Origin of the sequence: Methylocucumis oryzae, assembly GCF_000963695.1 — a bacterium.
Classification (GTDB): Bacteria; Pseudomonadota; Gammaproteobacteria; order Methylococcales; family Methylomonadaceae; genus Methylovulum; species Methylovulum oryzae.
The window spans coordinates 1-12,042 of sequence record NZ_LAJX01000163.1; the positions used below are offsets into that span (position 1 = coordinate 1).

Annotated in this window: 14 protein-coding genes and 1 pseudogene; 10 read left to right on the top strand and 5 right to left on the bottom strand. The window is 44.8% G+C overall.

All coding sequences use genetic code 11. The features are described 5' to 3' along the window. The 5 genes from VZ94_RS15100 to VZ94_RS15110 all read right to left on the bottom strand — a co-directional run. A partial coding sequence (locus VZ94_RS15100) for a ribonucleotide reductase barrel domain-containing protein (RefSeq protein ID WP_275575283.1) occupies positions 1-1,702 on the bottom strand: 1,702 nt, incomplete at its 3' end. A gap of 345 nt (positions 1,703-2,047) precedes the next feature. Next, entirely contained in the window at positions 2,048-2,812 is a 765-nt protein-coding gene (gene priA, locus VZ94_RS30920; protein WP_275575284.1) for a replication restart helicase PriA, read from the bottom strand. Then, complete coding sequence (locus tag VZ94_RS32840) at positions 2,791-2,883, bottom strand: hypothetical protein (protein ID WP_369126304.1); 93 nt, start codon at positions 2,881-2,883, stop codon at positions 2,791-2,793. The genes priA (VZ94_RS30920) and VZ94_RS32840 overlap by 22 nt, the downstream gene beginning before the upstream one ends. Before the next feature lie 124 nt (positions 2,884-3,007). Further along, positions 3,008-4,270, bottom strand: a complete 1,263-nt coding sequence (gene priA, locus VZ94_RS30925) for a replication restart helicase PriA (protein ID WP_275575285.1) — start codon at positions 4,268-4,270, stop codon at positions 3,008-3,010. A 365-nt stretch (positions 4,271-4,635) separates the two neighbouring features. Next, the gene (locus tag VZ94_RS15110; RefSeq protein ID WP_082081716.1) at positions 4,636-5,157 is read right to left on the bottom strand and encodes a disulfide bond formation protein B; all 522 of its coding nucleotides are present in this window, start codon (positions 5,155-5,157) and stop codon (positions 4,636-4,638) included. Positions 5,158-5,420: 263 nt separating this feature from the next. On the opposite strand from VZ94_RS15110, the gene VZ94_RS15115 reads away from it, so the two are divergent. The 10 genes and pseudogenes from VZ94_RS15115 to VZ94_RS23325 form a co-directional block, all read left to right on the top strand. After that, positions 5,421-6,941, top strand: coding sequence for an ABC transporter ATP-binding protein/permease (locus VZ94_RS15115; RefSeq protein WP_338040436.1), 1,521 nt, complete (start codon positions 5,421-5,423; stop codon positions 6,939-6,941). After that, positions 6,904-7,119, top strand: coding sequence for a hypothetical protein (locus VZ94_RS32255; RefSeq protein ID WP_338040437.1), 216 nt, complete (start codon positions 6,904-6,906; stop codon positions 7,117-7,119). Before VZ94_RS15115 ends, VZ94_RS32255 begins: the two co-directional genes overlap by 38 nt. 183 nt (positions 7,120-7,302) lie before the next feature. Beyond that, on the top strand, positions 7,303-8,424 hold the full coding sequence (locus VZ94_RS15120) for a glycoside hydrolase family 5 protein (protein ID WP_045779868.1): 1,122 nt from the start codon (positions 7,303-7,305) through the stop codon (positions 8,422-8,424). 72 nt (positions 8,425-8,496) lie between these two features. After that, positions 8,497-9,207 (top strand): RNA polymerase sigma factor, encoded by a 711-nt coding sequence (locus VZ94_RS15125; protein WP_239649979.1) that lies wholly within the window; start codon positions 8,497-8,499, stop codon positions 9,205-9,207. A gap of 4 nt (positions 9,208-9,211) precedes the next feature. After that, on the top strand, positions 9,212-9,730 hold the full coding sequence (locus VZ94_RS25230; protein WP_157844952.1) for a cupin domain-containing protein: 519 nt from the start codon (positions 9,212-9,214) through the stop codon (positions 9,728-9,730). Next, positions 9,705-10,037, top strand: a complete 333-nt coding sequence (locus VZ94_RS25235; protein WP_109867703.1) for a cupin domain-containing protein — start codon at positions 9,705-9,707, stop codon at positions 10,035-10,037. The genes VZ94_RS25230 and VZ94_RS25235 overlap by 26 nt, the downstream gene beginning before the upstream one ends. 61 nt (positions 10,038-10,098) lie before the next feature. Next, positions 10,099-10,551 (top strand): Uma2 family endonuclease, encoded by a 453-nt coding sequence (locus VZ94_RS15135; protein ID WP_338040438.1) that lies wholly within the window; start codon positions 10,099-10,101, stop codon positions 10,549-10,551. Beyond that, positions 10,499-10,660 carry a Uma2 family endonuclease gene (locus tag VZ94_RS32260; protein ID WP_338040439.1) on the top strand — a complete coding sequence of 54 codons (162 nt, stop codon included), beginning with the start codon at positions 10,499-10,501 and terminating at the stop codon, positions 10,658-10,660. The genes VZ94_RS15135 and VZ94_RS32260 overlap by 53 nt, the downstream gene beginning before the upstream one ends. 42 nt (positions 10,661-10,702) lie before the next feature. Next, the gene (locus VZ94_RS23320; protein WP_052700603.1) at positions 10,703-11,545 is read left to right on the top strand and encodes a flavin-containing monooxygenase; all 843 of its coding nucleotides are present in this window, start codon (positions 10,703-10,705) and stop codon (positions 11,543-11,545) included. Next, positions 11,502-12,042 (top strand): annotated as a pseudogene (locus tag VZ94_RS23325) (hypothetical protein); the annotation flags it as partial. The gene VZ94_RS23320 and the pseudogene VZ94_RS23325, both read left to right, overlap by 44 nt.

Genomic DNA, 12,042 nt, shown 5'->3' on the forward strand with positions numbered 1-12,042 from the left:
CATCTGGCAACATTCGCTCAGAAGATTCCCGGCGTTTTTTTTTTATACGGCAGAAAATGCCGAAATTACTAAGTAGGATTTGTACGTCTTTAAGCAATTCCGTATATGACGATGCGAGGCGAACAGAACAGGACATACTGGCACCCGATATATTCACCGTACCATCCGCTTGAAATAGCGCGCTTAAATAGCCTTTAACGCAAGCTTCTGTACCTTGCCAAATCACTTCCGGTACGCGTAGCTTGCTTTCTTTATTAAAACCATAAAAAGCCAGTAAACGCGCTAATATGACTGAACGAATCATGACCATGTTGCGTTGCGGTATAGCGACAGATGAAACGCTATACCTTTGGCGGCCACCAGCTGCGATTAAGGCGGTTTCTTGTAATAGCTGGTTGATGTACGCTACGAGTCGTGGTGCTAGCTCACGGTCGTCATGCCATAAATTAATCACAGCCGCTTGCTGGTTTTTGCCTCGATTAGTGAAATGACCATCGCCGGTCATTAAGCCAAGTAGCACACCAAAATTATAATCACCTTGTTGACCAAATTGACCTTTACCGGACTGAATTAATAATCGGTCGCCGATTTTTAAGTCTTTGAGAGGTAATTTACCGCGTTCGGTATAGAAATCATGCCAAACCGTTGCTTTAATCGTGTAACCATCTTGCGTGGTTACTTGGTAAATGTCTGCACAATGCGCCGTCATAAATGCGGGTTTGGCGGGTCGAATTTCTGTGCCTAAATCGTCAGCGCCTAATGCGCGTTTATCAACTGTGGCATTAATCGCATAACCACTGCTGTAAAGGTCTTTGATTTTTACTAAACCAAACTGCGTATGTAAGCGAGTATCACCGGTAACGCACGGATTAGTCGCGCGAATTGTTTCACAAAACCAGTTATTATTCATCTCGTTAACTTTATCGATTAAGATGAAACCAGGTTCGGCGTAATCATACGTTGAACTCATGATAATATCCCATAAGCGGCGTGCCGGTATGGTTTTGCTGATGCGACAAGCGACTAAGCCTTGCTCGTTGACGATATAACCGGTTTTGCTGGGGAATTCGCGCCACAACACTTGGCTGGTATCGGTTAAATCTAAGTTGTCAATCTTAGCTTCTTTTTCTGTAACGGGAAACGATAATGCCCACGGCAAGTCGTGGTTAACTGCATGCATAAATTCGCTGGTAATAAGCAGTGATAAGTTGAATTGGCGCAAGCGACCATCTTCGCGTTTAGCGCGGATAAATTCGACAACATCGGGGTGGCTAACATCGAATGTGCCCATTTGTGCACCACGTCGACCACCGGCCGACGAAACGGTGAAACACATTTTGTCGTATATATCCATAAACGATAATGGGCCTGAGGTATACGCGCCCGCACCTGATACATAGGCGCCCTTAGGTCTTAGCGTAGAGAACTCGTAGCCTATGCCACAGCCTGCTTTTAGCGTTAGCCCGGCTTCATGGACTTTATGCAGAATATCGTCCATTGAGTCTTGTATCGTTCCTGATACCGTGCAATTAATCGTTGACGTGGCTGGTTTGTGTTCTAGCGCGCCTGCATTGGAGACAATACGACCGGCGGGAATTACGCCTTGGCGTAAACGCCCATAAAAATTCTTGATAATGGTGTTCTTGTTGCAGAGGCTCTTCGACTTCAGCGAGGGCTTTTGCAACACGTTGATAGGTTGCATCGATGTCGGTGTCGAGTGCTTTGCCGTCTTTAGTCTTTAAACGGTATTTTTTGATCCCAAATGTCTAACGAGGCGTCTTGCAACGGAATGTCGGTATCAACGAGAGGGGCAACATGAAGTAAAGCTGACATGAACGAGTCCTGAGCAAAAAAGGTGGAAAATAAGAAAATTCAGTAGGTTAGCGATAGTGTGAATAACTATATATGGTTGTTACTATCGGTTTTAAACACAATATATAGTGTTTTTTTTRAAAAAACGAGTTTCAACGTAAAACGGGTTTTTAACTCGATGAAATATAAGACATCGCAACAAAAAAAAACACCGCATTACCTGGCTAGTATCGCGTCAAAATAAATCGATGGGGTCTATATCCAATGACCAACGGAGTTTTTTTGAGGCTTTTATCTGATTGATTTCTTTTATTAAGTGATTGATTAAAAAGTGTAAATGTGTTCTGTTGGCACTTTGTAATAGGAGCTGGTAGTGATAAAAACCTATGCGTCTAGGCATAGGTGCAGGCACAGGCCCTAGTACACTGACATCGTTAACTGCGCATTGCTGGGCTGAATCTATTATCCGCTGTAAAAACTGTTCGGCTTTATCTTGCTCAGTAGCTTCAACCCTGAGCAGTGCTTGGTAACTATACGGTGGCAGTTGTGCAGTGGCGCGTTCGGCTAATGCCATACGGGCAAATTCAACATAGCCTTGGCTCAATAAGGTAGTCAGTAAAGGATGTTCAGGATGCCGAGTTTGTAAAATAACTTTACCCGGTTTTTCCGCACGTCCGGCTCGACCAGACACTTGCACAATCAATTGTGCTAAACGCTCGGCCGCATGAAAATCGATGCTAAACAAACCGCTATCGACATCGAGTAAAGCGACTAACGTAACATTTTCAAAATGGTGACCTTTAGCTAAGAGTTGTGTACCTAAAATAATGTCGACGTGTTGTTGCTGAATTTGTTGTAAATACTGGGTTAACGCGCCTTTGCGTTGCACGCTGTCTTGATCGATGCGGGCGATGTTATGGTTTGGAAAATATTGAGTTAATAGTTGCTCAATGCGTTCGGTCCCTAAACCTAAAGGAACTAATTCTTGTGCATTACACACTGGCAGGTATTAACGGGTTGGTAGCGGCTGCCACAATGATGGCAGCGCAAGGTTTGCTCGCGTTTATGCACGACGAGGTTGGCATCACAGTGTTTACAGCGAGCAACCCAGCCACAGCTATGACAGATTAGTCTAGGTGCGTATCCGCGACGGTTGATAAACAATAAGACTTGTTCACGCTTGGCTAAAGTGGTGTTAATTTCTTCGCATAAGCGTTGCGATAAACCTTGTTCGACTTTTTTTATTGCGAATATCCAGTAATACCATCTCAGGTGTTATCGCTAGCCCGGCGCGTTGTGGCAGGTGTAAGTGTTGATAACGGCGATTAATAGCATTATGCAAGCTTTCCAATGAGGGTGTGGCTGAGCCTAGCACGACGGGAATATTGAGTAATTTAGCCCGCATTACCGCTACATCGCGCGCAGAAAAGCGCAGACCGTCTTGCTGTTTAAATGAGACGTCATGCTCTTCATCTAAAATAATCAAGCCAGGCCATTTCAACGGCGTAAACAACGCTGAGCGTGTGCCTAATAAGATTTGGCTATGGCCTTGCTGTATGCTTAACCAGGCAAGACCGCGTTGTTTATCGGTAAGCTTGGAATGTGAAACCGCGATAGCCACGTTAAAACGCTGACGAAAACGCTGCTCTAGCTGGGGTGTTAAAGAAATTTCCGGCACTAGCACTAATACTTGTAAACCTTGGGTCAGTGCCTGTTGGATAATTTGCATATAGACTTCGGTTTTACCACTGCCGGTCACGCCTTCAAGTAAAAAAACGGAAAACTTACCTAACTGCTCAGAAACAGCCGTGATTGCCGCTTGCTGTTCGGCATTTGCCGAAAGTATAGGGCTTTTTAACAGCTGCGGGCTTAACAAAGGTTGTGCCTCAACCGGTGCGACACGCGCTAGCCATTCTTTAGCGCAGAGTTGTTTAATCAAGGCCGGTGTGGCTTGTGTTTGACAGGTCAATGTCGCGACATTAACAGCATGGCGATGCTGTTGCAGAAAGGCGATAACGGCGTGTTGCTTTCGACTGCGTTTTAACGAGCTAAGCTCCAGATTAAAACCCACTTCAGTGAGTTGATAATGAGGCTCGGCATAGTCGGTGCTTAAAGCAGGGCTGCGCAACAGTTTTGGAAACGCAAGATTCATGACTTCACCTAATGGGTGGTGATAATACCGACTCACCCAATGTAATAAGTCTAAATCAATCTTTGCTAATAACGGCGGGTAATCTAAGACGCGTAATATCGGTTTAAGCTTGTCTAGTTTAACTTCTGATTCTGTAGCTATCTCGATTAATACCCCTACGTGTACGGTTTTACCAAACGGTACTTCGATTCTGGCACCGGGTTGTGCTAGAGGAGTGCTGTCATCGATTAAATAATCAAATAACCGGTATAGCGGTACGGGTAGTGCGAGACGGTAAATCCGATTCGGTTGCGGTGGTGTGGTCATTGCCGGTTATTTTAGCTAACTCACTGTGCGGTTTGAGATATTCAAGTTACCCACAGAAGCTGTGGATAACTCTGTGGAAAACATCTTGATAATAGTCCTTACCAGCGGTTTTTATTACAGTTTTGTCACATTGACTAAATTTAAGTCAGCATAAAATATTAATTAAAAATCAATTGGTTATCTATTTATGCCATGGGCAATACAAGTGCTTTCGAGTCACTGCAACTTAGTCTGACAATAGCTATATTAGTTGTTAATAATGTGGTTTGCAGAAAGCTGCTCCTTGCGTTTTCTGCATTCACCACATCCCTGTGGCTTACAGAAAACTGCTCCTGCGTTTTCTGCATTCACCACATCCCTGTGGCTTAGCCAGAGTGTCCGGGGCGATTCCAATATTGAGCTAAGCTTAAAACTGCGAGCGACAAAAAAGCGACTAAGGTCCAGGCAGGCATACTAAAGCCGAGTAGTGTCCAGTCAACTTTTGCACAATCGCCAGTACCGCTTAACAATAATTTAATTGTTGCCGACAAAGGGAAGTTATTGAAAACATAGTCTAAACCCGGACCGCATTCGGGAACTTGATCGGGTGGTAAGTGTTGTAGCCAAACATGCCGAGTGGAAATTGATGCTCCGCCGAGTGCGGCGAGCGCGCCTAACAACGCGTAGATTTTAATGCCAGTATCTTTAGGGTTATGAATAGCGGCGCTAAGAAAACAAACGCCTACTAGAAAAACAGCAATCCGTTGGGAGATACATAAGGGACAAGGCTCTAAACCGTCAACCAGTTGAAAATACATAGCGGTGAGTAACAATCCGGTACAAGCTAAAAAACCCCAGAAAAACCAAAGCCTAGGGGTGAAACGGATACGGTCTAACAATTTTTGCATGGCTACCTCGATAATATGAGAAATTTTACTGAGCTAGTTTAACATTCGTGAGGTGGGCGTGGCTGTAGAGACGCAAAATATTGCGTCTCTACATTGTTTTTGCGATTTGTTAAATTCTAAGTAAATTTGATAGTAATATTAAATGCTGTATTAATATTACAAAAACAATTCCCCCGTTTGGTAAAGTAGAGACGCAATATTTTGCGTCTCTACATTTATCAAGAGGCATTAACAACAATAATAACGAAAACATTGGGGTATTTATGTTAGAAGCAAAAGGATTTTTTTTTGATTTTATTCGCTTAGCAGGCCCTTATTGGCATTCTGAGCAAAAACAGCGTGTGCGTACTGAGACTTTGCTACTGATTGTCTTAACTTTCGCGCAAATGGTGCTAGCGGTAACCATGACCGAATGGAGTGCGGCGTTATTTAATGCGCTAGAGCAGCACTCTATGGCGGGCGTGTTACGACAAATCGGTTTATTAGTATTGATTTTTGCCGCGAGCATGACAGTTACGGTGTTGCATTTAAAAGTGAAGCGAAGTTTGCAAGTGGGTTGGCGGCAATGGTTAACCGAGCAAGTCACGCAGCGCTGGATGAATAATGCACAACATTATCTGGTTACACATATCCAGCCTGTGACGCATGATAATCCAGATGGCCGTATCGCTGAAGATATTCGGATTGCAACCGAAGAGGCGATTAGTTTATGTCATTCTTTGTTATATAGCTTTTTGGTGTTAATCAGTTTTACCAGCATTTTATGGTCATTATCGGGTGAAATTGATATTAACCTAGGCTTTGTCGAATTTAGTTTACGCGGTCATTTAGTCGGGATTGCGTTGATTTATGCGGCAACCGCATCATTTTTAGGTTGGCGTATCGGTAAACCGTTAATCTTTGCAACTGATAACAGGCAAACCGCAGAAGCTAACTTTAGGTTTGGTTTAGTAACCGCGCGTGAGCACTCATTAGCTATTGCGTTAATTCACGGCGAGCAAGATGAGCGTCAGCGTTTAAATGGCTCGTTTAACGAAATTATCGCCGCTTTTAATCGACAAACTAAAGCCATGGCGGAAATTATGATGTTTACGTCAGGCTATTCGATTTTATCAACAGCATTTCCTATTTTAGTGTCTGCGCCACGTTATGTATTAGGCGCTATTAGCTTGGGCAGTTTAATGCAATCAGTGCAAGCGTTTCAGCAAACGACTTCGGCGTTATCTTGGCCGGTCGATAATATGTCTATGGTGGCGCAATGGCGAGCATCTGTTGAGCGTGTATTGGGCTTAATGAAAGCATTAGATGCCTTAGCAGAAGATTTAAATAATAAGTCTGATATTAATCGTATTACGTTGGAAAAAGGTGACGAGTCAGTCTTGAAATTTGAAGACTTATGCGTGGCAAGACTTGACAAAATGATTTGCGTAGGTCAACTAAACGCTGATATTCATGCGGGTGAGCGGGTACTCATGGCAGGCGATGCCTTTGCAGGCTCTAAATTATTTAAAGCTATTACCGGGTTATGGCCTTGGGGAACCGGGCGTATTCAATTACCTGACGATGAGCCTATCTTTTTTATGCCGCCTCGACCTTATTTACCAACTGGAAAATTAAAAGCTGCGATTTGTTATCCGTTGTCTGAAGCAGAATTTAGCGATGAGCAAATCTATGCAGCGATTCGCTTAGCCGGTGTTGAGGAGTTAATGCCTGAACTCGATACTGTCGATTGTTGGGATAAATCACTTGAACGAGAGCAGCAACAGCGTTTTAGGCGTGGTTAGATTATTATTGCGTAAGCCTAAGTGGATATTAATTCAAGAATCTTTCGACTCATTAGACCCTGAAGGTGAAGTCGATATGTATAGGCGGATTTGTCAAGAATTACCGAATGCAACATTGTTAACCGTGACGAATCAGCCGACAGCGGAAGCGTTTCATCAACGTAAGCTAATGTTATAACTATAAAAAATCAGGTTACCAACTTTAAAGACGTGGCAGGTCATTCAGAACGCAGGACGCCGTAAATACGTCCCTGTAGGCTTGGCGGCAGCATCCCTGCTGCCAACACCTGCGCTCTAAATGCCATGTCCCGTCTTAAGTGTGTAGCCTTATAAAAAAACAGTTTGCACCCAGGAGCATATTATGAGCAGTGTATTTGAAAACAAATATGGTAAAAAAATTCGTGGCGTCAATTTAGGTAGTTGGTTAGTGGTAGAAAAGTGGATGGTACCTAGTTTATTCGAGGGACTTGCAGCTACTGACGAAACATCGCTGTGCGTGGAATTAGGTGATCGCGCGCAAGAAACCATGCAACGCCATTGGCAAACATTTATCACCCGTGATGATTTTGTTTGGTTAGCGGAAATAGGTATTAATGCGGTTAGGATTCCTGTAGGCCATTGGCTGTTTGGGCCTGATTACCCTTATCATCCTGCTTATCAAGACGTTCGTTATCCGTTTGCGCAGGGCGGTGTGGAAATATTAGATCAAGCGTTTTCGTGGGCAGAAGAGCTAGGCATTTTAATCGTATTGGATTTACATGCGGCACCCGGTTGCCAAAATGGCTTTGATAATGGTGGCATAAAAGATGTCTGCGAATGGCATACCGATGAAACCTATATCGACTATTCCTTAACAGTCTTAGAGCGGTTAGCGGAACGTTATAAAAATAGCCCGGCGTTACATGGTATAGAAGTGCTTAATGAGCCACGTTGGGATGTGCCGACCGAATTATTGAAAAAATATTACGCCAACGCGTATCAACGCATCCGTCAACATTGCCGAGTGGAAGACGTTGCCGTGGTCATTCATGACGGCTTCCGTTCACATACTGAATTTTCCGGTTTTTTAGTACAACCTGAAGCCGATAATGTGATTTTTGACATTCATCGCTACCAATGTTTTGTGCGCGAAGAGATTGATTTAGATATTTACGGTCATGCGCAAAAGTCAGTGGTTGACTGGAAACAAGAAGCCGATGCGATTAATAACGACCGTGGGCATTGGGGGATTGTGGGCGAGTGGAGTTTAGGTGTTGATATTCATGTCGTATCGCTGTGGGCAACAGGTCCTTATAACCATGCGATGGAAGGCATGGATGCGTTTCAACTCGATGTGGCTTATCGGCTTTATGCCTCATCGCAATTGGCTGCATTTGAAAAATACTTGGGGTGGTTCTTTTGGAACTATAAAACAGAGACTACGCCAGCTTGGTGTTTTAAAGAGTGCGTTAAACACGGCTGGTTACCGGCGCGCTTCAATTAGTGATTCAGAGAAGTAAATTATTTTGCATCTGAAGGTTAAGTTTATGCGTATTCATTGATAAACGAGATAGCTATGAATCACAGCGCTGACGACGAACAAGAACCTCCCATGATAGCACTAAGCAATGTAGATGATTATTTTGATACCGATGACGAAGACAGTAGCGAGCAACGAGAAGTAGAGCCTGTTGCTGAACCCGTCCTATTAGACATTCCGGTAGATGAATATCGGTTACGGCAACTCATTGCTAATATTGTGGATAGAGACGAGAACGCGCTGGTTGAGCTTTATCAACAGCTATTGCAACGGGTTTATGGTTTGGCTTTGCGCATTACCCGTTGTCCGCAAACGGCTGAAGAAGTCACCGAAGACACGTTTTGGCAAGTGTGGCGACAAGCACCGCGTTTTGATGCGGTGCGCGGTAGTGCAATTGCTTGGGTTATGACGATTGCGCGTAGTCGAGCGCTTGATGCGTTAAGACGCATAGACCGACCAGAAACAGATGAATCGGCTATTGTGTCAGAACCTGTCAGTGCCGACACGCCACACGATTTGTTAAATGCGGTACAGACGGGTAGTTTGTTGCAACAGGCTCTAGCTGCATTAGAGCCTTTGCCTAGGCAGCTACTCGAATTAGCGTATTTTCGTGGCCTAAGCCATGATGAGATTGCCCAATACATGGACATGCCGTTAGGTTCGGTGAAATCATTAATCCGGCGCACGTTACTTAGTCTACGACACATCTTGGCTGACGATGCCATGCTTACTTTTACTTATGAATAACACCATGAAAGACTCAAAGACAAAGGATGATAGCGAACTGGATTCAGCCATGAGCGAATTACTGTCTGTATCGTTAAAGCCAATAGCACCTAGCATAGAGCAAACCTCAAGGCTAACGAGTCGCTTGCAACAACGCTTAGCAAAAAGTATTGCCGACCATACGGGGTTAATGACAGTGCGGGTTAAGGACGGGCTGTGGCGCGAGTTACGTCAAGGTGTGCGTTATAAGTTATTATGGCAAGGTACAGCGGGTAATTCTGTACTCATCGAATTTGCTCCGGGTGCAGCTTTGCCGGTGCATAGGCATAATTGGCTGGAAGAAGGCATTGTGTTGAAAGGCGGTTTACAAATGGATACGCTAGATTTAAAACCGTTTGATTATCATGTGTCGCCACCCGGCAGCCGTCATGCGGCTATTCGCTCGAAACAAGGCGCGCTAGCTTTTTTACGCGGCACGTCATTAGGCCAAACTCAAGCCGTAATGCGTGAATTATTAGGTGGAATTTTTACCTTTTCCCGGTAAAGCAGCGTTGACCTGTTATGACGACGACCACGGTTGGCAAGAAGTCTGTCCAGGTGTGCTAAGAAAAGTACTGTATGTCGATGGAAATACGGCGTCTTGTTTTTACCGTATTCAACCGGGTGGCGTTGCGCCTAGACATGAGCACGGTTTAGATGAAGAATGTATGATGTTAGACGGTGAAGTGTTTTTAGGTGACATTTTGCTGCGAAGAGGTGATTATCAGCTAGCACCGGCAGGTACTTTACACGGCGACGCGTATAGCGATGTGGGGGCGTTGTTATATGTGCGGGCTAAGTTAGAGGGGTAGTAGCAATTGCTCTAAAATTGAGAATTACCGTTAGCCTTCACGGTAAAAAAGGAAAAAATCAATGAACGCTATTTTGCAACCAAGCCTTTACGAACAGTTAATGGAGCTACCCGAGCATGTCACTGGGGAGATTTTGAATAGTGAGTTGTATGCCATGCCGCGTCCATCTGGTCGACATGCTGGAGCTTGCAGTTCGCTTGGCATGAGGATAGGCCCACCGTTTTGTTTTGGAGATAGCGGGCCAGGTGGTTGGCGGATTATTGATAAACCTGAAATCCATTTTATCCGTAATCAGGAAGTCGCTGTGCCGGATTTAGCGGGTTGGCGACGCGAACGTATGCCGAATGTTCCGGATGACCACCGTTTTGAGATTGTCACCGATTGGCTATGTGAAATTTTGTCACCGTCCACGGCGAAAAAAAGACCGCGTGGTGAAATTGCCTATTTATGCCCATTACGGTGTGCCGTATGTCTGGATTGTCGATCCTTTGGCGCAAACGTTGGAAGCGTTTGAATTGCGCGAAGGTCATTGGACCTTAATTGCCGCGCTGAAAGATGATGACCCAGTCGCCTTACCGCCATTTGATGCCGTGACGTTTTGCTTGGCGTATTTGTGGGCTTAGGCTGTAGCTTTCTTTAAATACATCGATAAAGACTAACGCGTTATGAACACCCATACCGAACAGCCAACTAACTTTAACCTAGCTGCGTTAAAAAACAAATACCGACACGAGCGTGATAAACGCTTACGCGCTGACGGTATTTTGCAATACCGATTGATTGATGAACCTTTACAAACATTTGTGGCCGATCCTTATATGCCGGTTAGTGCAAGACCTGCTCGTTATGATGATGTGCAAGTGTTAATTGTCGGTGGTGGTTTTAGCGGCTTGATGACAGCCGCTAAGTTAAAACAAGCCGGTATCAATCAGGTGTGTATTGTTGAACGTGGTGGCGACTTTGGCGGTACGTGGTATTGGAATCGCTATCCCGGTGCGCAATGCGATGTAGAGTCGTATATTTATTTGCCGTTATTGGAAGAATTAGGCTATATGCCTAAACAAAAATACAGTTATGCCAGAGAAATTTTCGCCCATTGCCAAGCCTTAGGACGGCATTATCAGCTTTATGACGAGGCGTGTTTTCATACGTTAGTGACCGAGCTGCGCTGGGATGCTACAACAGCGCGTTGGCAGGTAACAACAGACCGGGGTGATAGATTATCGGCTCAATTTGTTTGCTTGGCTGATGGTCCGTTAAGCCAGCCGAAGTTGCCGGGCATTGCTGGTTTGGAACGGTTTCAAGGCAAGATGTTTCATACCAGTCGTTGGGATTATGAATACACGGGTGGAGCTGATGATGAGCGTTTAGTGAAGCTCGCCGATAAGCGTATAGCGGTTATCGGCACCGGTGCAACCGGTATTCAATGCGTACCGGTGTTAGCAGAATACGCACAACAGCTTTATGTGTTTCAACGCACACCATCGTCGGTGTTTTGCCCGCGATAACCATAATACCGATGACGCTTGGGCAAAATCGCTAATGCCTGGTTGGCAACACGCGCGCATGAGCAATTTTAATCGGGTCTCTATGGGGATTAACGATGAACCGGACCAAGTCGATGATGGTTTAAGCCGTATTATGCGCCAGCTAGGTCATTTACCCAAAGAGCAAAACAAAACCGAGCTAAGCCCAGAAGAACTCGCACAGCAAGTGGAACTGCGCGATTTTGCTGTCATGGAAGAGCTCAGAAAACGCGTGGCTAGCATTGTTACAGATGCCCAAACGGCTGAGTTGTTAAAACCTTGGTATAAAGTCTTTTGTAAACGGCCTTGTTTTAATGATGCGTATTTACAAGCGTTTAATCGTCCTAATGTCCAGTTGGTTGATACCGATGGAAAAGGCGTCACCGGGTTAACAGAAAGCTCGGTCGTCGTTGGTAATAGCCATTATGACGTCGATTGTTTAATTTTCGCGACGGGGTTTGAAATCGGTACGGCCTATC